General features: G+C 68.2%; 20 protein-coding genes. 14 read left to right on the top strand and 6 right to left on the bottom strand.

What is annotated here, in order from left to right:
* Positions 1-148 precede the first annotated feature (148 nt).
* From G578_RS0119845 to G578_RS0119835, 3 genes are all read left to right on the top strand, one after another.
* Positions 149-1,375 (top strand): APC family permease, encoded by a 1,227-nt coding sequence (locus tag G578_RS0119845; RefSeq protein WP_028795720.1) that lies wholly within the window; start codon positions 149-151, stop codon positions 1,373-1,375.
* 66 nt (positions 1,376-1,441) lie between these two features.
* Entirely contained in the window at positions 1,442-2,134 is a 693-nt protein-coding gene (locus tag G578_RS0119840; protein ID WP_028795719.1) for an ArsR/SmtB family transcription factor, read from the top strand.
* The gene (locus G578_RS0119835) at positions 2,118-2,555 is read left to right on the top strand and encodes a YqfO family protein (RefSeq protein ID WP_038015202.1); all 438 of its coding nucleotides are present in this window, start codon (positions 2,118-2,120) and stop codon (positions 2,553-2,555) included. Before G578_RS0119840 ends, G578_RS0119835 begins: the two co-directional genes overlap by 17 nt.
* A 13-nt stretch (positions 2,556-2,568) precedes the next feature.
* On the opposite strand, the gene G578_RS28705 is transcribed toward G578_RS0119835, so the two are convergent.
* The 6 genes from G578_RS28705 to G578_RS0119805 form a co-directional block, all read right to left on the bottom strand.
* Positions 2,569-4,110, bottom strand: a complete 1,542-nt coding sequence (locus tag G578_RS28705; protein ID WP_028795717.1) for a sensor histidine kinase — start codon at positions 4,108-4,110, stop codon at positions 2,569-2,571.
* A 185-nt stretch (positions 4,111-4,295) separates the two neighbouring features.
* Positions 4,296-5,462, bottom strand: coding sequence for an acyl-CoA dehydrogenase family protein (locus tag G578_RS0119825; RefSeq protein WP_028795716.1), 1,167 nt, complete (start codon positions 5,460-5,462; stop codon positions 4,296-4,298).
* Between the two features lies 1 nt (position 5,463).
* Complete coding sequence (locus tag G578_RS0119820; RefSeq protein ID WP_028795715.1) at positions 5,464-5,937, bottom strand: MaoC family dehydratase; 474 nt, start codon at positions 5,935-5,937, stop codon at positions 5,464-5,466.
* Positions 5,934-7,358, bottom strand: coding sequence for an MmgE/PrpD family protein (locus G578_RS27285; RefSeq protein WP_038015201.1), 1,425 nt, complete (start codon positions 7,356-7,358; stop codon positions 5,934-5,936). Before G578_RS27285 ends, G578_RS0119820 begins: the two co-directional genes overlap by 4 nt.
* A gap of 82 nt (positions 7,359-7,440) precedes the next feature.
* Positions 7,441-8,472: an AbrB family transcriptional regulator gene (locus G578_RS27280; protein WP_051245045.1), complete on the bottom strand. Its 1,032-nt coding sequence runs from the start codon at positions 8,470-8,472 to the stop codon at positions 7,441-7,443.
* A 42-nt stretch (positions 8,473-8,514) separates the two neighbouring features.
* Positions 8,515-9,291 (bottom strand): SDR family oxidoreductase, encoded by a 777-nt coding sequence (locus G578_RS0119805; protein ID WP_028795714.1) that lies wholly within the window; start codon positions 9,289-9,291, stop codon positions 8,515-8,517.
* A 116-nt stretch (positions 9,292-9,407) separates the two neighbouring features.
* Between G578_RS0119805 and G578_RS0119800 the strand changes: the two genes are divergently transcribed.
* From G578_RS0119800 to G578_RS0119750, 11 genes are all read left to right on the top strand, one after another.
* Positions 9,408-10,457: a TauD/TfdA family dioxygenase gene (locus tag G578_RS0119800; RefSeq protein ID WP_038015200.1), complete on the top strand. Its 1,050-nt coding sequence runs from the start codon at positions 9,408-9,410 to the stop codon at positions 10,455-10,457.
* Between the two features lie 341 nt (positions 10,458-10,798).
* On the top strand, positions 10,799-11,803 hold the full coding sequence (locus G578_RS0119795) for a hypothetical protein (protein WP_156907398.1): 1,005 nt from the start codon (positions 10,799-10,801) through the stop codon (positions 11,801-11,803).
* Positions 11,769-12,386, top strand: a complete 618-nt coding sequence (locus G578_RS0119790; RefSeq protein ID WP_211228963.1) for a nucleotidyltransferase family protein — start codon at positions 11,769-11,771, stop codon at positions 12,384-12,386. Before G578_RS0119795 ends, G578_RS0119790 begins: the two co-directional genes overlap by 35 nt.
* 176 nt (positions 12,387-12,562) lie before the next feature.
* Entirely contained in the window at positions 12,563-13,114 is a 552-nt protein-coding gene (locus tag G578_RS0119785) for a F0F1 ATP synthase subunit delta (RefSeq protein ID WP_028795710.1), read from the top strand.
* Positions 13,114-14,649 (top strand): F0F1 ATP synthase subunit alpha, encoded by a 1,536-nt coding sequence (gene atpA, locus G578_RS0119780; protein WP_028795709.1) that lies wholly within the window; start codon positions 13,114-13,116, stop codon positions 14,647-14,649. The genes G578_RS0119785 and atpA overlap by 1 nt, the downstream gene beginning before the upstream one ends.
* 47 nt (positions 14,650-14,696) lie before the next feature.
* Positions 14,697-15,578 carry a F0F1 ATP synthase subunit gamma gene (locus G578_RS0119775; protein ID WP_028795708.1) on the top strand — a complete coding sequence of 294 codons (882 nt, stop codon included), beginning with the start codon at positions 14,697-14,699 and terminating at the stop codon, positions 15,576-15,578.
* 45 nt (positions 15,579-15,623) lie between these two features.
* A complete protein-coding gene (gene atpD / locus G578_RS0119770) occupies positions 15,624-17,048 on the top strand; it encodes a F0F1 ATP synthase subunit beta (RefSeq protein WP_028795707.1) in 1,425 nt (474 codons plus the stop codon).
* 54 nt (positions 17,049-17,102) lie between these two features.
* On the top strand, positions 17,103-17,510 hold the full coding sequence (locus G578_RS0119765) for a F0F1 ATP synthase subunit epsilon (RefSeq protein ID WP_028795706.1): 408 nt from the start codon (positions 17,103-17,105) through the stop codon (positions 17,508-17,510).
* Positions 17,511-17,619: 109 nt separating this feature from the next.
* Positions 17,620-20,775, top strand: coding sequence for an intermembrane phospholipid transport protein YdbH family protein (locus G578_RS0119760; RefSeq protein ID WP_156907397.1), 3,156 nt, complete (start codon positions 17,620-17,622; stop codon positions 20,773-20,775).
* On the top strand, positions 20,708-20,971 hold the full coding sequence (locus tag G578_RS0119755; RefSeq protein WP_084619045.1) for a YnbE family lipoprotein: 264 nt from the start codon (positions 20,708-20,710) through the stop codon (positions 20,969-20,971). Before G578_RS0119760 ends, G578_RS0119755 begins: the two co-directional genes overlap by 68 nt.
* Positions 20,968-21,327, top strand: coding sequence for a YdbL family probable chaperone protein (locus tag G578_RS0119750; RefSeq protein ID WP_028795703.1), 360 nt, complete (start codon positions 20,968-20,970; stop codon positions 21,325-21,327). The genes G578_RS0119755 and G578_RS0119750 overlap by 4 nt, the downstream gene beginning before the upstream one ends.
* The last annotated feature ends 12 nt before the right edge of the window (positions 21,328-21,339 follow it).

The raw sequence follows: 21,339 nt of genomic DNA, 5'->3' as shown, positions 1-21,339 counted from the left end.
TGACGCGGTCCAGCACGGGTGGCCGGACCGCGATCGTCCGCCCATGCTCGACGAACGCCCATGGATTACGAGCGCCACACCGGCGGTCCGACGCGACGGCCTTGATCTGGCGCAAGGCGCGGGCGCGGAAACCGCGTAAGCTGCCGGCATGATCGCCGAGCCCGAACTCGCCCGCCGCCTGGGACCCGGACTGCTGACGCTTTACGGTGTCGGCACGACCATCGGTGCGGGAATCTATGTGCTGATCGGCGAGGTCGCGGCCCGGGCGGGGGCCTGGACCCCGTACAGCTTCCTGCTCGCGGCGCTGCTGGCGGGCGTGACCGCCCTGTCCTTCACCGAGCTGTCGGCCCGCATGCCGAAAAGCGCCGGCGAGGCGCTTTATGTGCGCGAAGCCTTCGCTTCGGAGCGGCTCTCCCTGCTGGTCGGCCTGATGGTCGCCGCCGCCGGGATGATCTCCGCGGCCAGCGTGGTGGTCGGCGGCGTCGGCTATCTGCGCACCCTGATCGCGGTGCCGGAAGCGGTGGCGATCGTCGTTCTCTGCGCGACCCTCGGCGGGCTCGCGGTCTGGGGTATCGCGGAATCGACACTGGCCGCCGCCGTTCTCACCCTGGTGGAGATCGGCGGCCTGGTGCTGGTGGTCGCCACCGGCGTGGCGGTCGGTGGGGCAGGGGGGTTGCCGGTTGCCGAGATTCTGGCGCCGACGGCGCCGTTCCCGCTGGTCGGCGTCTTCGCCGGGGCGGTTCTCGCCTTCTATGCCTTCATCGGCTTCGAGGACATCGTCAACGTCGCCGAGGAGGTGAAGGCGCCGGCGCGCACCATGCCGATCGCCATCGTCGCCACCCTGGTCATCGCCGGCGGTCTGTATCTGGCGGTTTCGGTGACGGCGTTGGCGGTGCTGCCCCTGGTGGACCTCGCCGGATCCGAGGCGCCGCTGGCGCTGGTCTATGCCGCCGGAGGCGGGGACGCCCGGATCCTCGGCGCGATCGCCGTGCTGGCGACGGTGAACGGGGTGCTGGTGCAGATGGTCATGGCGTCGCGGGTCCTGTTCGGCCTGTCGCGCCAGGGTTCGCTGCCGGTCTTCCTGGGACGGGTGAATCCGATCACCCACACGCCGGTGATCGCCACGGTGCTGGTGGTCGGCGTGATCGTGACGCTTGCCCTGATCTTTCCCATCGCCACCCTGGCCGGCACGACCTCGCTGGTGACGCTGGCGGTCTTCGCGCTCTGCAACCTGGCGCTCTGGCGGCTGAAGCGGCGCGGCCCGACCCCGCCGGAGGCACCGGATCTGCCGATCTGGCTGCCCCTGGCCGGGGCGGTGGTCAGCCTCGCTGTGCTCGCCGCGGAGATCGGCCGCCGGATCTCCGTCCTGCTTTAGGAACGCTTCGGGCATTCGTGAAGCGTTCCGGATTGCCCTACCTGCCCGGCGCGTCATGATCGGCCCATGACCCTGTCCGCGAAATTCGAGCTGATCGGCGCCGCGCTGGCCAATGAGGGCCGGGCCCGGATGCTCTGCGTGCTGATGGACGGCCGCGCCTTCACCAACAAGGAACTGGCCCTGGCCGCCGGGATGGCGGAGCCGACGGCGACCGCCCATCTGCGCCGCCTGGCCGATGCCGGGCTGACCGTGTCGATGCGATCGGGCCGCTCGATCTATCACCGTCTCGCGTCGGCCGAGGCGGCCGACCTGCTGGAGCGTCTCGGCGGGCTGACCCCGGAACCCTATCTGCACCGCGCCCGGCGCAGCCCCGGCAATGCCGACCTGCTCGGCGCGCGAAGCTGCTACAGCCATATTGCCGGGCGTCTTGGTGTGCTGCTGCTGGACGCCCTGATCGTCCAGGGGGTGATCGCCCTGGATGGTGACAGCGTCGCCCTCGCGCGACCGGCGTTCTTCGAGGAGCTCGGCCTTCGGCCACGAAAGGGCTGGGACGCCGCCCGCCTGTGCCTGGACTGGACCGAGCGCCGGCCGCATCTGTCCGGCTCGCTTGGGGCCGACCTGATGGCGCACGCGCTCGAGCGGGACTGGCTCCGCCGCGGCGCGCCGCGCGTGCTGACCGTAACCGACGCAGGCCACGCCGCCTTCACCCGCCATTTCGGCATCGCGCCGCAGGAGATCGATCATGTTCCTAGTCCGTGAGACCCCGCGCTTCACGACGGAAGCCGGCCACACGCTCACCGTGGAGGTTCCCGAAGAGCGGGCCGACGCGGTGGTGGCGGCGATCCTGGAGGTGGTGCCGCTCAATTGGGGCGACTACGAGCGGGTCGCCTTTCGCAGCGCATCCGGTAGCCAGCAGTTCCGCTCCCTGGGGAGCGGCCGCAACGCCGCGACGGCCGACACCACGCGGGTCCCGTGCCAGCGGATCACCTGCTTCCTGCCCAATTCGATCGACCTGACCGCGGTGCTTGAGGCGGTCTACAGCGTCCACCCCTACGAGGAGCCGGTGGTGCTGGTCGCCCCGGCCCTGCGCAGCCTGCATGTGCGCGGTCAGGACGAGGACAATCCGAACCGGTTCTGGAACCGCCCCGTCGCGGACTGGGTGCCGGAGGCGCATCGCTGAGCGCGGGTCCCGGTCAGTCGCCGGCCGGATACGGTCTGTACGGCCGCTCGACCGAGGGCACTCGGACAAGCGCCCGGGTGCCCTTCCCGGGCGCGCTCCACAGGGTCAGGGCGCCGTCCTGCAGCTCGATCAGGCGCCGGGCCAGCGGCAGGCCGAGGCCGAACCCGTCCGGCGCCACCGTCGGATCCGACTGCGCCCGGGCGAACGGCTCCATCAGCATGGACAGGTCGCGCATGTCGAAGCCGATCCCGTCATCCTCGACGACGATCTCCACGTCGTCCTGGTCGGGTTGCGCGAAGGCGATGTGGACATGGCCGCCGTCGCGTCCGTACTTCACCGCGTTGTCGACCAGATTGATCAGCGCCTGGCGCAGCAACCGCTCGTCGATGCGGGCGCAAACCGGGAAATCGGGACGGGCGACGGTGATGTGCTGATGCCGGTCGTGGCTTTTGGTGCGCATCATCGCCGCCACGCCGCCGACGACCCGGCCGATATCGACGATGTCCCGGTTGACGCTGATCGTGTCGGTCTCGATCCGCGACAGGTCGAGCAGGTCGGTCACCAACTCGAGCAGGTGTTCGCCGGACGCCTTGATGTCGCCGGCGTATTCCTTGCGCTTGGCCGGCGTTATCCCGAGGCTGTCGGCCGAGTCCAGCAGTTGCGCGTAGCCGATGATGGCGTTCAGCGGCGTGCGCAGTTCGTGGCTCATCTGCGCCAGGAACCGGGTCTTGGCGTCGTTGGCGAGCCGCAGCTCCTCCTCCGCGCGGCTGCGTTCCGCCAGCGAGAAGGCCATGTGCTGGATCGACCGGATCGTCCGCTCGATATGGCGGACCATCGGGCGGAAGATGAAGATGACCTCCAGTACCAGCAGAATCAGGGTCGCCACCCACATCAGGGTCTTGGTCAGCACCAGCTGCTCGAGATGGGCCTCGCCCTCGCGCTGGATGATCTGGGCGACGCGGTCCAGCCGGCGGGGAAGATCGGTATGGGCGATGTCGAAGATCGCCGCCTGGGTCGCGTCGATCCCCTCGGCCGCCCCCGGCGGAAGCGCGATCAGGGTGCGCAGCAGCCCGATATAGCGGGTGAGCAGCGGATCGACCGGCTGGGGGCCGTCGAAATAGGCGGCGCCGAGGGCAGGCGACATCTCGCCCTGGGGCATCGGCTCCACCGTCCCGGGCAGGCAGTCCGCGCCTTCGGCCGCCGTTGCCTGCAGCGCCTCGGCATTCCGGCTCAGCATGATCCGGTGCGCGCGCTCCAGCAGATCCGTGCAGGCCGAAATCTCGGCGATGAGGCCGGACCGTTCGGCCGGCGTCGCGGCGGGCAGGGACGCCGTCAGGAAAGCGGTCTTCTGGGTCAGCATGCGCTGGCGTCCGGCGACATTGATCTCGGCGGCAAGCTGGTCCTGGGTCGAGACCATGAAGATGGTGGTGAGCCAGATCACCGTGGCGATCAGGCCGACCAGCGTCAGGCCGATCGCATAGGCGACCGTCGGTGCGCGTTTGGACCACGCGATCGGTCCCGGATCTGCGCCCTGTGCACCTGAGGCTTCGATCATTCCGCCTCGCCCCGTTCGATCGTCACGCCGGTCGGCGGCGGCCGAGTTCGGTCATCTGACGCCGAGCATCGAATACTCTGAACCTATTGATTGCAGGCATTGCAGAAAAACTACAATGAAAATCAAATTTTCGAAAATTCGATAGCCGCCCCTCCTGCGGGACGGCGCACCTATGCGGAGGCGGTCTAAGCGGGAGAGCGCGCGACCAACTGCTTGGCGATGATGATCCGCTGCAGCTCGTTGGTCCCTTCGCCGATCGCCAGCAGGGGAGCGTCGCGGTAATAGCGCTCGATGTTGAATTCCTTGGAATAGCCGTAGGCGCCGTGCAGGCGCATCGCCTCCAGGGAGTTGTGAACGGCGGCCTCGGTGGCGAACAGCTTGGCCATGCCGGCCTCCAGGTCGCAGCGCTCGCCCCGGTCATAGGCCTTGGCGGCCTGCTCGACCAGGAGGCGGGCGGCCTCGGCCTGGGTCGCCATGTCGGCCAGCTTGAACTGGATCGCCTGGTGGTCGGCGATCGGCTTGCCGAAGGTCTTGCGCTGCTGGGCGTAGCGCACGCTCTCTTCCAGACAGGCGCGGGCGATGCCGACGCCGCGGGCGGCGACGTTGATCCGGCCGAGCTCCAGCCCGCCGAGGATCTGCTGCAGCCCCCGGCCCTCCTCGCCGCCGATCAGGTTGTCGGCCGGCACGAAACAGTCGTCATAGACCAGCTCGCCGGAATCGATGCCCTTGTAGCCGAGCTTCTCCAGCTTGGAGACGGAGACCCCCTCGCCCTTCTCGATCAGCATCAGGGACATGCCCTTGTGCCGCGGTTCGGCCTGGGGATCGGTCTTCACCAGCACGGCCAGCAGGTGGCCCTGCACCGAGTTGGAGATCCAGGTCTTGGTGCCGTTGACCCGGTAGCCGTTGCCGTCCTTACGGGCGGTGGTGCGGATGCCCTGAAGGTCGGTGCCGGCATCCGGTTCGGTCAGGGCGATGCCGCCGCGCAGTTCGCCGCTGGCGAACTTGGGCAGCCACTTGCGCTTCTGCTCCTCTGTGCCGGCGCGCTCGACCGCCTGGGCCATGATCAGGTGGCTGTTGAAGATGCCGGAGACCGACATCCAGACCGCCGACACCCGCTCCACGATCTTCGAGTAGGTCGCCGCCGAGAGGCCGAGGCCGCCGTATTCCTCGCCTATGGTGGCGCCGAACAGGCCCAGATCCTTCATCTTCTCCACGATCTTGGCCGGCCATTCGTCGCGGGCCTCCAGGTCGTGGGCGACCGGGCGCACGTCGCGCTCCAGGAAGCGGTCGACCGCGTCGAGAATCAGGGCTTCCTGTTCGTCCAGGGCCGCCTGGTCTTCCGCCACCGCCATCTCACCCCTCCCGCGGGCGTTTCGGCACCAGGATGGTGCGTTCGTAGGTCATGACCACGGTGTCGTCCTGCTTGCGGCCGGTGGTGGCGAAGCGGACGATGCCCTGGTGCGGGCGGGATTTGGATTCCCGCTTCTCCAGGATTTCGGAGCTGGCATAGAGCGTGTCGCCGACGAAGACCGGGGCCGGCATCTTGATGTCGGTCCAGCCCAGATTGGCGATCGCCCGCTGCGAGGTGTCTCGCACCGTCATGCCGGTCACGATCGACAGGGTCAGGCAGGAATTCACCAGCAGCCGGCCGAACTCCGTCCCGGCGGCGTATTCCGCATCGAAATGCGCCGGATGGGTGTTCATGGTCAGCAGGGTGAACCAGGTGTTATCGGCCTCGTTGATGGTCCGGCCCGGCCAGTGCTCGTAGACGTCGCCGACGGCGAAGTCGTCGTAGTACCGGCCGTCGCCGTCCCTGGCTCCGCTCATTCCTCACCCGCCGCGCGCAGAGGCTGCGGCGCCGGACGCGACAGGTCGAGCACCCCGGCGATGGCGGTCTGACGGTCCAGGCTCAGGATGGCCTCGGCCAGGGCGGCCGCCCGCTCCGGCGCCAGGCAGGGGTCGACCAGCGCATCGAACTTCGCTCTATGTTCGTCCTCGCTCGGCCAGTTGTCCGGCTCGCCCTTGGGCACCTCCACGAAGGTCTCGAAGCTGCCGCGGGTGGTCTCGATGGTCGCCGATCCGGCCATGTTCACCGGGAAGGCGGCATCGCAGCGGGCGTCGAGCTCGCAGGAAACCTTGTTGGTCAGGTCCAGGGTGGTCTTGTCGGTCAGATGGGTCTTGTAGTCGTCCCAGCCGAACCCGCCCAGGCGCAGGGCGGCGGCGGCGAGGAACGGCATGGAGAACTGGCCGTCCACTACAGTGACCGGCTTGCGCTTCATCTCGATCGGGCCGCCGATGATGGTCATGCCGTTGGCCGGCAGGCCGATGCGGATGGCGGTGACCTCCTCCGCCTTGATGTCGTTGGCGGCCCGCAGTTCCATCACCGCATCCATCGGCGCGTGGCTGTAGCGGCAGGAGGGGTAGGGTTTCACCGCGACGTTCAGGGTCTCCCACACGCTGCCCAGCCCGGCGGCGGCCTTGGCCGGCGTGGCGTTCGGGGCATAGAGGGCGAGGAAGCCGCGCTTGCCGTCGATCCCATGCGCCGGCGCCTTGAAGTCCTCGGCGGCAAGGCGGGCGGCGACCACACCGCTCTGCGCCGCCCAGCCGACCTGGAACAGCTTGCTCCACGAGCCTTCGGCCAGGAACTCCAGCGATCCGGCGGATTGGCTGAGCGCGATGCCGAAGCTGGCGGCGATGCGCTCGCCGGAGAGGCCGAGACAGCGCCCGGCGGCGGCCGCCGCGCCGAACACGCCGCAGGTGGCGGTCGGGTGGTAGCCGCGGTTGTAGTGGTCGATCGGGTTGAGGGCGAGCGACAGACGGATCTGCACCTCGTAGCCGGCGATGATGGCGGCCAGCACCGTCGCGCCGTCGCAGCCCGACATCTCGGCGGCGGCGAAGGCGGCCGGCACGATCGGTGCCGACGGGTGGATCGAGCCGCCGGCATGGGTGTCGTCGAAATCGAGGCTGTGGGCCAGCGCGCCGTTCAGCCAGGCCGCCCCCGGCGGGGTCCAGCCGTCTCGGCTGCCGATCACCCGGGAGGATCCGTTGGCGTAGCCGAGCGCCCGGGCGGCGGCGATCAGGGACGGGGTGGAGGGCGCCTCGTGCTGGGCGCGCACGGCGATGCCCATGGTGTCGAGAATCAGCGTCTTGGCCCGGGATGCCACGTCCTCGGGAATGTCGGAAAGCGTCAGACCGGCGGCAAAATCGCCAAGCGCGCGGGTGACGTCGAGGCTGTCCTGAACGGTCATCGTCTCCTCCCATGGAGCGGCATTTGTTTGTTGGGAGGAAGCGTAGGAGCCGGCACCGGGCCCGTCAAACCGCTAACTTGCGCTAGGCCCGTGGCAGGAACACCCGCTTGTAGACCTGCCCGGTGAAGCCGATCACCAGGAAGATCCGCACCACGTGGAAGGCGACGACGATGGGCACGCCCAGGTGCAGGATCTTGGCGGTGATACTCATCTCGGCCATGCCGCCGGGGGAGATCGCCAGGGCCATGGTTACCGGCGGCAGACCGACCAACAGGCCGATGACGATGCCCGTCGCCACGTTGAGCCCGACCAGGATCACCGTCGACAGGAAGGCCGGGGCCAGGAACCGCCGCAGGGCGAGGACCCGGTCGCGCTGGTAGCGCAGGCCCAGCGTGGCGCCCATCACCACCTGGGCGAAGTTGACCAGTTCCGTCGGCACGCCGGACAGCACGTTGCCCGAGATCGACACGGCCAGGGCCACGAGCATGGGGCCGAGGAACCAGGCATTGGCGATCTTGCGCCGGCCGCCGAGCCAGCCCAGCGCCGCGCATCCCGCCAGCAGCACGGCGAGCCCGAGGGGCTGAAACGGTAGGACGAGCAGCTCGAACGGGTCGGAGCCGGTCAGGCCGAGAAGGGTGACGATCGGCGGGATCGTGATGACCACCAGCAGGATGCGCAGGGACTGGGCGAGCGAGACCGAGGCGGTGTCGCCCTTATGCTGTTCGGCCAGCACCGACATCTCCACCACCCCGCCGGGCACGCTGGAGAAGAAGGCGGTCGCCGGATCGGTGCCGGACGTCCGCAGCAGGGCGAGGCCGGCCAGGACGCCGTATCCGATGGACAGGAAGGCGGCGCCGATCATCACCGGCAGGAAGCCGGCGACATAGGCGGCGACCTGCGGGGTGAAGGTCAGGCCGATGGCGCAGCCGAGCAGCACCTGCCCGACCTGGCGCCCGCCCGGCGGCATCGCCAGCCTGAAGCCGCACAGGCCGACCGCCGCCACCACCGCCAGGCTGCCCAACAGCCAGGCGAGCGGCACCCCCAGGCGCGAGAACGCGTACCCGCCGAGGCCGCCCAGGGCGAGGGTGAGCAACCAGAGTCCAGCGTGGCGCATTCGGAGACCTTCAGATTGAGAGCCGGGCGGGTGCGGGCTCGCTCAGAGGGCGCGGGTGGCGCCCCCGTCCATGTCGATCACGCTACCTTGCAGAAGGTTGCCGGCCTCCGACACCGCGAAAACGGCGAGGTTGGCGATATCCTCCGGTTTGCCGAGCCGCATCACCCGCCAGTTCGCCTCCATCTTCGCCAGGGCGGCGGCCTCGTCGATGCCCTCCTCGCGCATGATGAACTCGACCCGCTGACGGATGCGCGGGGTGAGCACCGGGCCCGGATGGATGGCGTTGACCCGCACCCCGTCCTGCACGCCGCGGTCGGCCATGGCCTTGGTGAAATTGGTCAGCGCGGAGTTGACCGACCCGCCGATGGCGAAGTTCTTCTCCGACACCCGGGCGCCGACGCCGATGACGTTGAGGATGCAGCCCTTGGTCTTTATCAGATGCGGCCAGGCGGCCCGGGTCATGCGCACGGCCCCGTAATACTTGAGGGCGAATCCGTCCTCGAAATCGGCATCGGTCAGATCGAAGAAGTCGCCGTATTTCGTCGCGCCGGCGCTGTGGGCGAGGATGTCCAGCTTGCCGAACGCCGTGACCGCGGCGTCCACCACCTCGGCCGCGGTGCCGGGCTGCTTCAGGTCCCCGGCGAAGGTCTCCGCCCGGCCACCGGCGGCCCGGATTCCGGAAGCGACGGCATCGAGCTTCTCCTGGCTGCGGGCGGTGATCAGCACCTCCGCGCCCGCCTTCGCATAGGCTTCGGCGATGGCGGCGCCGATGCCCTGGCTGGCGCCGGTGACGATGGCGGACTTTCCATCCAGCCTCATGACATTCCTCCCCTGTGATGATTTAATCGCAACAATAAGCGCCGTCAGAGCTGCATTGCTACCCGTCATGGGGGATCCGTTCCCGTCGGGGGAGCGAGCCTTAAGGAGAGGAAATCATGGCTACCCCAGCGCCCGCCATCGCGATGCCCGACGGTCCCGTGGACGATCCGGCGGTCTGGCTGGCCGAGGATCTGGAGCGCGACGAGCGCTGGATCCACCGCCTGTCCGACGGCGAGATTGCCGAGCTGGACCGGGCCGTGGAGGCGGTGCTCGCCAAGGGCCTGACCGCGCAGCGGTTCATCCGCGACGACTTTCCGCTGACCGCTCTGGCCGACACCATCGCCGGCTGGGCGCATGAGATCGACAACGGGCGCGGCTTCGTGCTGATCCGGGGGCTGGATGCCAAGCGCTACGACGAGGACGCGCTGCTGGCGCTGTACTGGGGCATCGGCGTGCATCTCGGTCTTCCCGTGGCGCAGAACGCCGACGGCCACCTGCTCGGCCATGTCCGTGACCAGGGCCGGGACTACCAGGCCAAGAACGTGCGCGGCTACACCACCAGCGCCCAGCTCAAGGCCCATTGCGACGCCGCCGACATGGTCGGCCTGCTGTGCCGCCATCCGGCCAAGTCCGGCGGCGAGAGCCTGATCGCCTCGTCCCTGGCGGTGTACAACCACATCGCCAAGGAACATCCGGAGTACCTGCCCTACCTGATGGAAGGTTTCCATTTCGACCTGCGCGGCGAGGGCGCGACCGACAATCCGGACGAGACCACCTTCCACAAGGTGCCGGTGTTCTCCTGGTTCGAGGGTCGGATGTCCTGCCGCTTCAACGAGAAGACCATCGTCGACGGCATGCGCAAGGCCGGCCAGCCGCTCGAAGGCAAGGCGCTGGAGGCGGTGAAGGCGGTGGGCGAACTCGCGATGAGCAAGCCGTTCCGCTACGACATGGTGTTCCAGCAGGGCGACATTCAGTTCCTGTCGAACCACACGGTCCTGCACGCCCGCAACGCCTTCGAGGACTGGCCGGAGGAGGAGCGCCGGCGCGACCTGTGGCGGCTCTGGCTGAACCTGCGCGACGGCCGCCCACTCGACCGCAACTTCGCCGACCGGATGAATACCGGCCCGCGCGGCGGCGTGCGGGTGCGCGCCCAAGCGGCGGAATAAGCCGTCCGAGGATGTCCGGCCGGGCGATTCGGCCGAACATCCTTTGCCGGCACCGACAATCGCGTCGGGTCGTGCAGCCCTGGCAGCGTGGGGATTTTCTATACCCGCCCTTGTGTCCGCGTTTCCCTGGTAAGCTCGCCTCCGACCGAGGCTTCCGAGTGACTGGGCTAAGTGTCCGGGCCGAGTAGCTGGAGGGACAATCCATGGATATCGCGTCGTACAGGCTCTCAGAATCCCTCGGGTATCAGTCCGTCCGCTGCCTGCGCCACATCGCCATCCACGGCACGGGCTCGAAAATGATCGGGCACGCCTTCCCGTACCGGCTGAACTCCGTCGACGAGTTGATCGTGCTGCTGGATCACATGCATGAGAACCGGTTCGATGCCTTCGTCTCCGAGCTCGGCGGTCTGAGCGACGAAGCGATGGGCGATCTGGTCGCCGCGCTGGTCGAGTACGCGGAGTTCTTCCTGGCCAATTTCGCGCCCAGTGAGGTTCCGATGCCGTTGTCGGGCATGATTTCGCAATATGCGATCGCCCGAAAGCTGAGAGGTATCCCGTCGCGTGGCGACATCCTGGAAATCGGTCCCGGAACCGGCCTGATTTCATTCTTCCTGTCCAAGGACAGCTCCATTCGGCGCTACGATTCCGTCGAGGTCATGGAGTCGTTTTATCTGATGCAGAATTTCGTCAACCGGCATGTCTACGGCTCGGGTTTCAGGGACCAGGCGCAGCTCGATGCCAGCCGGCCGGGGTTCGGCGGCATTGCCTACGACCGGATGCGCGACGTTGCCGGCGGCATTCTCGACAACGACGAGCCGCCCCAGTTCTTGTCTGTGAGCCGGAAGATCCGGGCCGAGCATTTCCCCTGGTGGCAGCTGGAGGCGGTCGCCGAACGCCGCTACGACGTCGTCATGTCCAATGCCAATCTGACCGAGATGAACATCACCGCCCTGAAATACTACGCGGCCCTGGCCGCGACGGTGCTCAAGCCGGATGGCGTGTTCTGGGCGCAGTGCCTCGGCGGCGGAGAGATACCGCCGGCGAAGGCGCTGACGACGGTGATCGGCGCGGGCTTCGCGCCGCTGGCCATGATCCCCACCCAGCTCGATGCCACCGGTTCGGCGGCGGCACCTTTGCCGAACGGCAAGCAGATGGCGCTCTTCAACGCAGTCTTCCTGCCGCGCGGACACCCCAGGTTCGAAGAGGCCGCACGAAACTCGCAGTCCTTCCCGCTGATGGACCCGACCGACGAACTGACCCGCGGCATGTTCGGGCTCGACGACCCGAAGGCGCCTTGGCGGACGCGCGAGGATGTTCTCTCCGCCGTGGCCGAGCGGCTGGCATGAGGCGATGATCCCGCCTGAGCGGTTCATCGCCGATGCCCTGGCCAATCCGGTCAACGGCGCGCTCCTCGACCGGCTGCCGGATCTGGGCATCGACCAGCCCTGGCTGGTGGCGGGGTGTCTGTACCAGGCGGTGTGGAACTGCCTGGCCGGGCGGCCGCCGGCGGAGAACGTCAAGGACTACGACGTGTTCTACTGGGACGAGGACACGAGCTGGGAGGCCGAGGACGCGGTGATCCGGCGCGGGACGGCCCTGCTGGCCGATCTCGGCGTCGAGGTGGAGTTCAAGAACCAGAAGCGGGTGCCGCTGTGGTACCCGCACCGGTTCGGGGCCGAGTATCCGCCCGTGGCGCGGGCGCGCGACGGCATCGATCGGTTTCAGGTGCTGTGTACCTGTGTCGGCCTGACGCCCGGGCGGGAGCTTTATGCGCCCTATGGGTTGGAGGATCTGTACGCCGGCCGGCTGGCGGCCAATCCGGCCACGCCGACGCCCGGCCGGGCGCTCGAAAAGATGGAAAGCTACCGGGACCGCTGGCCCTGGCTGACGATTGCGCAAAGGGTGGGCGCTGGCGCGGGGCCGCGCTGAGGCCGTTTTCCGGTGCCTCACCGTCTTGCACCCCCCATACCCCTGTGCTAGAGAGCCTTCGCGCTGGCGAGAGTCATCTTCGCCGGCCGAATATTGTGTTCGATCGGCGCGTCGAGAACTCAGAAATTTCAACGAGTTCGGGCGGGTCGTCAAACGGGACGAAGGGGCGCTTCCAGGTGGCTTCGCAATCAAAAGGCCTCGCCGCTCGCTACGCTTTGGCGTTGTACGAGCTGGCTGACGACCAGAAGGCGTTGGACGACGTCGCGGGGGACCTGACCTCCCTGCGTCAGCTGCTCGCCGAGAGCGAGGAGTTCGTTCGGCTGATCCGCTCGCCGGTTCTGTCGCGCGCCGACCAGACCAAGGGAGTGGCGGCGCTCTGCGACAAGTTCGGCGCCAATCCGCTGACCGCCAAGTTCCTGGGCGTGCTGGCGTCCAACCGCCGGTTGTTCGCGCTGCCGGGCATCATCACCGCCTATCTCGAGGAGCTGGCCCGCCGCCGTGGCGAGGTCGCCGCCGAAGTTGCTTCCGCCGTCGCCCTGTCCGAGGACGAGGTTCAGGCGGTTACCGACGCCCTGCGCAAGGTCGTCGGCCAGAAGGTCTCCGTTAATCTGACCGTCGATCCCTCGCTGATCGGTGGTCTGATCGTGCGCGTGGGCTCGCGCATGATCGATAGTTCGCTTCGCACCAAGCTGCAGCGCCTGCAGTTCGCCATGAAAGGGGTTGGCTGATGGAAATCCGCGCCGCCGAGATCTCCTCTATCCTGAAAGATCAGATCGCAAACTTCGGTGCTGAGGCCGAGGTCGCGGAAGTCGGTCAGGTCCTGTCCGTCGGTGACGGTATCGCCCGCGTCTACGGCCTCGACCAGGTCCAGGCCGGTGAGATGGTCGAGTTCCCGAACGGTATTCGGGGCATGGCGCTGAACCTCGAGTCCGACAATGTCGGTATCGTGATTTTCGGCGACGACCGCGACATCAAGGAAGGCGACACGGTCAAGCGGACCGGCGCCATCGTGGACGTGCCGGTCGGCCGGGGTCTGCTCGGCCGCGTGGTCGACGGTCTCGGCAACCCGATCGACGGCAAGGGTCCGCTGGAAAACGTCGAGCGCAAGCGCGTCGAGGTCAAGGCGCCGGGCATCATGCCGCGCAAGTCGGTGCACGAGCCGATGCAGACCGGCCTGAAGGCGATCGACAGCCTGATCCCGGTCGGCCGCGGCCAGCGCGAGCTGATCATCGGTGACCGCCAGACCGGCAAGACCGCCATCGCCATCGACACCTTCATCAATCAGAAGGTCGTCAACGACGCCGCCGGCGACGACGAGAGCAAGAAGCTCTTCTGCGTCTACGTCGCGATCGGCCAGAAGCGCTCCACGGTCGCCCAGATCGTGAAGACGCTCGAGGATTACGGCGCGATGGAATACTCCATCGTCGTCGCCGCGACCGCGTCGGAGCCGGCCCCGCTGCAGTTCCTGGCCCCGTATGCCGGCTGCGCCATGGGCGAGTATTTCCGCGACAACGGCATGCACGCCGTGATCGTGTATGACGATCTGTCCAAGCAGGCCGTCGCCTATCGCCAGATGTCGCTGCTGCTGCGCCGCCCGCCGGGCCGCGAGGCTTATCCGGGCGACGTGTTCTACCTGCACTCCCGTCTGCTGGAGCGTGCGGCGAAGCTGAACGACGCCAACGGCGCCGGCTCGCTGACCGCCCTGCCGGTCATCGAGACCCAGGCCGGTGACGTGTCGGCCTACATCCCGACCAACGTGATTTCGATCACCGACGGGCAGATCTTCCTGGAGACCGAGCTGTTCTATAAGGGCATCCGTCCGGCGGTGAACGTCGGTCTGTCGGTGTCGCGCGTCGGCTCCGCCGCCCAGATCAAGGCGATGAAGCAGGTCGCCGGCTCGATCAAGCTGGAGTTGGCCCAGTATCGCGAGATGGCCGCGTTCGCGCAGTTCGCCTCCGACCTGGACGCCTCCACCCAGCGCCTTCTGGCCCGCGGATCGCGCCTGACCGAGCTGCTCAAGCAGGCTCAGTTCAGCCCGATGCCGGTCGAGGAGCAGGTCGTGTCGATCTTCGCCGGCGTGAAGGGACACCTGGACAAGATCGCGATCGCCGAGATCGGCCGCTTCGAGCAGTCGCTCCTGTCGGAGATCAAGAGCAAGGAGCCGGGGATCCTGGAGACGATCCGCACCGAGAAGGCCCTGTCCGACGATACCTCGGCCAAGCTCTCCTCGTTCATGGAGAACTTCGCCAAGACCTTCGCGTAAGCGAGGGATCGGTCGGCCACGCGATCCAACGATAAGCGGACGGGACGATGCCCAATCTCAAGGACCTGAAAGTCCGGATCAATAGCGTCAAGTCGACGCAAAAGATCACTTCGGCGATGAAGATGGTCGCGGCGGCGAAGCTGAAGCGTGCCCAGGAGGCCGCCGAGGCCGCGCGTCCCTATGCCGTTCGCATGGACCGGATGATCGCAGCTCTGGGGGCCAATGTCTCCGGCGGCGACGGCCCGAAGCTGCTGACCGGCACCGGGCGCGACGACGTTCACCTGATCGTCGTCGCCACCGCGGACCGTGGTCTGTGCGGCGGTTTCAACTCGACGATCGTGCGCGCCGCGCGCCGCAAGATCGACAAGCTGCTCGCCGAAGGTAAGACGGTCAAGGTCATGACCGTCGGCCGCAAGGGCCGCGATCAGCTGCGCCGCGTCCATGGCGACAAGATCATCTCCTCCAAGGAGAACCTTGCCCGCACCGTGGTCGGGTTCACCGTGGCCGACGAGATCGGCCGCGAGTTGATCCGTCGCTTCGAGGACGGCGAATTCGATGTCGCCACGATGTTCTTCAACCGCTTCAAGTCGGCGATGACCCAGGTCGTCACCGAGCAGCAGCTCATTCCGGCGAACCTGCCGGAGGGCGAGCAAGAGGACACCGGCGAACTGAAGGCGCTGTACGAGTTCGAGCCGGACGAGGAGTCGATCCTGGCGGCTCTCCTGCCGCGCAACGTGGCGACCCAGATCTTCACCGGCCTGCTGGAGAATGCCGCCAGCGAGCACGGCGCGCGGATGACGGCCATGGATAGCGCCACCCGCAACGCCGGCGACATGATCAACAAGCTGACGCTGACCTACAACCGGACGCGTCAGGCCTACATCACTAAAGAACTGATCGAGATCATTTCGGGCGCCGAGGCGCTCTAAGGGCCCTAGAGCCCGCGCCCGCCGCCCAACCGAGGAGCTGAGAGCATGGCGAACAACGCAACCGGCAAAATTCAGCAGGTCATCGGCGCCGTCGTCGACGTGCAGTTCGAAGGCGACCTGCCCGCGATTCTGAACGCCCTGCACACCAAGAACGGCGATAGCACGCTGGTTCTCGAGGTGGCGCAGCACTTGGGCGAGAACACCGTGCGCACGATCGCCATGGACGCGACCGAAGGTTTGGTCCGCGGCTCGCCGGTGACGGATACCGGTGCCCCGATCACCGTGCCGGTCGGCCCGGAGACCCTGGGTCGTATCCTGAACGTCATCGGCGATCCGGTGGACGAGCGCCCGGCGGTCGAGTCGAAGATGCGCTACCCGATCCACCGTCCGGCCCCGGAATACATCGACCAGTCGACCGAAGCCGAGATCCTGGTCACGGGCATCAAGGTCATCGACCTGCTCGCCCCGTACGCCAAGGGCGGTAAGATCGGCCTGTTCGGCGGCGCCGGCGTGGGCAAGACCGTGCTCATCATGGAGCTGATCAACAACGTCGCCAAGGCGCACGGCGGTTATTCCGTGTTCGCCGGCGTGGGCGAGCGTACCCGCGAGGGCAACGACCTCTACCACGAGATGGTCGAGTCCGGCGTTATCGTCGAGGACGGCCCTGGCTCCAAGGCCGCGCTGGTCTACGGCCAGATGAACGAGCCGCCGGGTGCCCGTGCGCGCGTCGGCCTGACCGGTCTGACCCTGGCCGAGTACTTCCGCGACGAGGAAGGCCAGGACGTGCTGTTCTTCGTGGACAACATCTTCCGCTTCACCCAGGCGGGTTCCGAGGTGTCGGCCCTGCTCGGCCGTATCCCCTCCGCGGTGGGCTATCAGCCGACCCTGTCCACGGACATGGGCCAGCTGCAGGAGCGCATCACCACCACCAAGAAGGGCTCGATCACCTCGGTCCAGGCGATTTACGTGCCGGCCGACGATCTGACCGACCCGGCGCCTGCCACGTCGTTCTCGCACCTCGACGCCACCACGGTGTTGAACCGCTCGATCGCCGAGCTGGGCATCTACCCGGCCGTCGATCCGCTCGACTCCACCTCGCGCATGCTCGATCCGCGGATCATCGGCGACGAGCACTACAACGTCGCCCGCCGGGTGCAGGAAGTGCTGCAGCAGTACAAGTCGCTGCAGGACATCATCGCCATTCTCGGCATGGACGAGCTGTCCGAAGAGGACAAGCTGGTCGTGGCCCGCGCCCGCAAGATCCAGCGCTTCCTCAGCCAGCCGTTCCACGTGGCCGAGGTCTTCACCGGCTCGCCGGGCAAGCTGGTCAGCCTTGAAGACACCATCAAGGGCTTCAAGGAGATCGTCGAAGGCGAGCATGACGGCCTGCCGGAATCGGCGTTCTACATGGTCGGCGGCATGGACGAGGCCATCGCGAAGGCCAAGAAGATGGCGGCCGAGGCGGCCTGATCGCCGCCTGAGTTGGGTAAGGCGGCCTGACGGCCGGCAACAAAGAGGGATCCCATGGCGGAGACCACGCAGTTCGAACTCGTCTCCCCGGAGCGGCTGGTTCTCAGCCGTGCCGTCGAGATGGTCGTCGTGCCGGGCACCGAGGGTTATTTCGGTGTCCTGCCGCGCCACGCGCCGATGATCTCGACGCTGGATGCAGGCATCATCGACATCTACGAAGGCGGCTCGGTGGTCGAGCGCATCTTCGTCGCCGGCGGTTTCGCCGAGGTGACCGAGGAGCGATGCACCGTCCTGGCGGAGAACGCCGTGCCGTTGGACGAGATCGATCCGGCCAAGGTCGACAAGGACATCGCCGATACCCGCGATGTGCTGAAGGACGTCTCCGATACCGGCGAGCGCGAGCGGCTCGAGGCGCGGGTCGTCACCCTGGAGGCGATGGCCCGGGCGAAACGCGCCGCCTGACAGGCGTTTACAGCTAATTTCTTCGATGAAGGGTCGTCCGTTGGACGGCCCTTTGTCGTATTGTCATACTTGACCGGTGATTCGCGGGGAAACCCCGGGAGGTATGACGGTGCGGTGGCTCGCCAGAATTCTGCTGGTCGTGCTCCTGATCCTTGTGATCGGGCTGCCCGTGGCGTGGCTGACCCGCGATACCTGGGCGCCCGGGGCCGCCAAATGGGCGGTCAACCACTGGGCCACGGGCCGCGGCGCCGACGCCCCGGTGATCAGCGACCTCGGTTTCAGGATCGACTCGCTGTCCGCCGACCGGATGGCGTTCAAATCGGTTGAGGTCAACGGCCCCGATGGTTTCGCGGCGGACGAAGTCCTGGTGAGCTATGACTGGCGCGACCTGCTGCGGGGGGAGGTGCGCGCCATCGCCCTCGACCGCCCCCATCTTGTTCTGACCGTCGGGGAGGACGGAAGCGTCACCCTCGGCCCGCTGGAACCTCTGCGTGCCCTCGGTGAGGGCGACGGCGGGGAAGGCGGGCCCCCGCTCCCGGTGGTGCGGTTCTCGGACGCGGTCATCGATGTCCGTGGGGCGGCGCAGGGCCGCCTGTCGGCCAGCGGAACCCTGGGCGAGAGCGACGGCGCAATCGGCCTCGCCGCCGACGGGGCCGGCGCGGTGGAGGGGGATGCCTGGCGGGCCGACGGGGCCGGGCGCTTCCAGGTCTCGCTGGGCGACGACCACACCCGCCTGAACGCCACCCTGACCGATGCCAGGGTCCGCCACGGCGATCTCTCCGCCGCCGGCCTGCGGGGGACAGCCTCGGTAGAGATCGACGAGCGCGGCGAGATTGAGGCCATTGCCGATCTGCGCGCCGACAGCGCGGAGGCCTCCGGTGTGGCGGTGGCGGTGCCGTCCGCCCATCTGCGCATGGACCCGCTCGGCCTTTCCGCGGTCTTCCGTCTGGGCGACCGGGAGAGGCCCGACCTGCGCCTGGCCGTGGCCGCCGATCCGGTGGACGGCGACCGCCGGCACGTGGCGGTGGACCTGAACGCCGAACTGGCGACCGTCGACCGGCTGGTCGCCGCCGCCCTGCGGCAGCCGCCGCGCGGCGCCGAGGGCCAGGTGTCGGGCACCCTCCGCGGTGCGGTGCCGGCGGCGCTGAGCGGCGCCGAGCAGGCTTGGGCGGGGACCGTCGCTTCCGGGAGCATCGACCTGACCGCCAGAGCGCCCGACGGCGCGGCCGAGGGCCGGTTCGGCGTGGCCATCGCCGCCGGGACCCTGGCCCTGGAGACCCTGGACCGGGCCAGCCTCTCTCTGGCGCCCGGCCTCTTGCCCGGGGCACTGGTCGAGGTCCTGGGCGCCGGGCCGGTGACCGCGACGCTCGGCCAGGAGGACAAGGCGTTCCGCCTGACCATCCGCGACCCCTTTCACGCGCCGGAAATCGCCCTGGGCGGGCCGATCGCGGCCGAGGTGGAGGGCGGCGCCTCCGCATCCTTCGACGGCGATGCCGGACTGCTGCTGGCCGAAGCCGGACCGAGGCTGACCGCGGCCACCGGCACGATGACCCTGGCCGGGCTTTCCAGCGGCGACCTGCGTCTGCGGACGGCGAGCCTGGTGCTCGATCGGCTCAGCGGGGATGCCGAGGCGATGTCCGGCAAGGGCCTTCTGATCGCCCACCTCGATGCCGGCGACGTCCGCGACATGCGGGTCGCCCTGCCCCTGCGGGTGGTGCATGACGGGAACGGCACCGCCGGGTTCCTCGACCGCCAGGGGTCGGTGACGCTCTCCCGGATTCCGAAGGTCGGCGGCGTGGCGCTGGAAGGTCCGCTCACCGTGCGGGTGCGCGCCGGCGAGCGGCCGGTCCTGCGCTACGGCTTCGAGGACCCCGGGGCGCTCCGGCTGGATCTGCCCCTGGTGGTGCCGGCGGTGACCGCCGCCGTGGATGGCGGCATGCCTCTGCGCATCGACCTCGGCGCCACGGTCGGGATGGTGAAGGCCCGGATCGTCGGCGCGCGGGGCGGGGCCGTGGTGCGGGTCTCCACCGAGGCGATCGATATCGCGCCGGCCGACGAGACCGAGGCCGCGCCGGACGGCATCGCCCTGGCGGGCGTGGCTCTGGAACTGCAGGCCTCCACCCACGGGGACGGCGTGCTGCTGGACCGGATCGTGGTGTCCGCCGACCGGATGACCGACCGGGCCAAGGCGGTGCGCTTCTCGCCGCTGCGGGCCGAGGCCATGGCGACGCGCACCGCGAACGGAGACCTGGCCTTCACCGCCAGTTTCGGCGGCGCGAACGGCGCCTTCGTGCTCGATGCCAAGGGCGTCCACAATCTCGCCAAGGGCACCGGCCGGGCCGACATCACCCTCTATCCCCTGGTCTTCGTGCCGGGCGGTCTGCAGCCGGTCGACCTGTCGCCGGCGGCGGCGGCGATCCTGCGCAACGCGTCCGGCAAGGTCGCCCTGGACGGCACGATCGAATGGCCGGGCCGGGGGGTGCCGCCGGACGATCCGCTGACCCTGACTCTGGAAGACCTCGCCTTCACCGGCTCGCTCGGTACGGTCAGCGGCCTGTCCGGTGCGGTCGGCCTGTCCTCGATCGACCCGCTGACCACCCTGGACGGCCAGGTGCTGACCGCGACCGGCATCGATGTGGGGGTGCCCATCGCCGATCCGACCGTGACCTTCCATATCGACCCCGAACTGAACCTGGTGCTGGAGCAGGTGCAGGCGCGCTTCGCCGACGGATCGGTTCATACCCGCGACGTGACCATCCCGCTGACCTCGAACGAGCCGGTGTCGATGGTGCTCGACGTGGACTCGGTGGACGCCGCCAGGCTGGCGGAAGTGACGGAGCTGGAGGGGCTCACGGCGTCGGGCACCCTGACCGGGCGTCTGCCGCTTGTCTGGGATTTCGAGCAGGGCCTGTCGGTGCGAAACGCAGAATTGTCCGCGACCAATCCCGGGGGAACTGTGAAGTACCGACCGGAATCGCCGCCAGCCGCGTTGCAGGATGCAGGAGAGGAGGTTAGCCTCCTGATGCGGGCCGTTCGCAATCTCGTCTACGAGAAGTTCGATCTCGAGGTGAACGGACGGCCCGGCGAACCGTTTGATATCAAACTGCGGGTGCGCGGTGCCAATCCGGATCTGTTCGACGGCTACCCCGTCGCCCTCAACGTAACGCTTACGGGTCGCCTGGATGAGATGTTCCTCAATGCAAGACGTACACTCGGTCTCTCGGACGTCCTCCGCCGCAAGCTCGAAGCGCGCACCGGCGGTTAGGGCGCTGCTGGCGGCGGCCCTTCTGGGGACGCTGGCGGCCGCCTGCACCCCGACGGTGAGGGTCGAGCCGCCGACGGAGCCCATCACCATCAACCTGAACATCAAGATCGAGCAGGAAGTCCGCATCCGGGTGGAGAAGGATCTTGAGGATCTGTTTTCCACCGAAAGCGACCTGTTCGGGGGGAAGAAGCAATGACCGGTCTGCAGCGCGTGATCAGCCGGCGTCTGGTGTTGGGCGCGCTTGTCGGGGCTTTCGTCACGGTCGCCATGCCGCGCCTCGGCTACGCGCTTGATCTCGCCACGGCGAAGGCCAACGGCTGGGTCGGCGAACGGCGCGACGGCTATCTGGGCGTGATCGACGGTGCCCCGGCCGAGGCCCGGACCCTGGTCGACACCATCAATGCGGAGCGGCGCGAGGCCTATAACGGCGTGGCCGCCTCCAACAGCGTGCCGCTGAACCAGGTGGAGGCTCTGGCCGGTCAGAAGCTGATCGACCGCGCCGTACCCGGCACCTACATCATGGATGCCGCCGGGCGCTGGATCCGCAAGTAGGGGGGCGGGACG

Source organism: Thalassobaculum salexigens DSM 19539 (assembly GCF_000423805.1).
Lineage (GTDB): Bacteria > Pseudomonadota > Alphaproteobacteria > Thalassobaculales > Thalassobaculaceae > Thalassobaculum > Thalassobaculum litoreum.
This window is presented reverse-complemented; position numbering and strand designations above follow the sequence as displayed.

Coding starts and splice junctions, on each gene's coding strand:
- atpA (WP_028795709.1), top strand. CDS start 13,114: ATGGAAATCCGCGCCGCCGAGATCTCCTCTATCCTGAAAGATCAGATC.
- G578_RS0119820 (WP_028795715.1), bottom strand. CDS start 5,937: ATGAGCGGAGCCAGGGACGGCGACGGCCGGTACTACGACGACTTCGCC.
- G578_RS0119825 (WP_028795716.1), bottom strand. CDS start 5,462: ATGGCGGTGGCGGAAGACCAGGCGGCCCTGGACGAACAGGAAGCCCTG.
- G578_RS0119765 (WP_028795706.1), top strand. CDS start 17,103: ATGGCGGAGACCACGCAGTTCGAACTCGTCTCCCCGGAGCGGCTGGTT.
- G578_RS27280 (WP_051245045.1), bottom strand. CDS start 8,472: ATGCGCCACGCTGGACTCTGGTTGCTCACCCTCGCCCTGGGCGGCCTC.
- G578_RS0119790 (WP_211228963.1), top strand. CDS start 11,769: ATGTTCTCTCCGCCGTGGCCGAGCGGCTGGCATGAGGCGATGATCCCG.
- G578_RS0119755 (WP_084619045.1), top strand. CDS start 20,708: ATGCAAGACGTACACTCGGTCTCTCGGACGTCCTCCGCCGCAAGCTCG.
- G578_RS0119805 (WP_028795714.1), bottom strand. CDS start 9,291: ATGAGGCTGGATGGAAAGTCCGCCATCGTCACCGGCGCCAGCCAGGGC.
- G578_RS0119840 (WP_028795719.1), top strand. CDS start 1,442: ATGACCCTGTCCGCGAAATTCGAGCTGATCGGCGCCGCGCTGGCCAAT.
- atpD (WP_028795707.1), top strand. CDS start 15,624: ATGGCGAACAACGCAACCGGCAAAATTCAGCAGGTCATCGGCGCCGTC.
- G578_RS0119775 (WP_028795708.1), top strand. CDS start 14,697: ATGCCCAATCTCAAGGACCTGAAAGTCCGGATCAATAGCGTCAAGTCG.
- G578_RS27285 (WP_038015201.1), bottom strand. CDS start 7,358: ATGACCGTTCAGGACAGCCTCGACGTCACCCGCGCGCTTGGCGATTTT.
- G578_RS0119800 (WP_038015200.1), top strand. CDS start 9,408: ATGGCTACCCCAGCGCCCGCCATCGCGATGCCCGACGGTCCCGTGGAC.
- G578_RS0119845 (WP_028795720.1), top strand. CDS start 149: ATGATCGCCGAGCCCGAACTCGCCCGCCGCCTGGGACCCGGACTGCTG.
- G578_RS28705 (WP_028795717.1), bottom strand. CDS start 4,110: ATGATCGAAGCCTCAGGTGCACAGGGCGCAGATCCGGGACCGATCGCG.
- G578_RS0119750 (WP_028795703.1), top strand. CDS start 20,968: ATGACCGGTCTGCAGCGCGTGATCAGCCGGCGTCTGGTGTTGGGCGCG.
- G578_RS0119835 (WP_038015202.1), top strand. CDS start 2,118: ATGTTCCTAGTCCGTGAGACCCCGCGCTTCACGACGGAAGCCGGCCAC.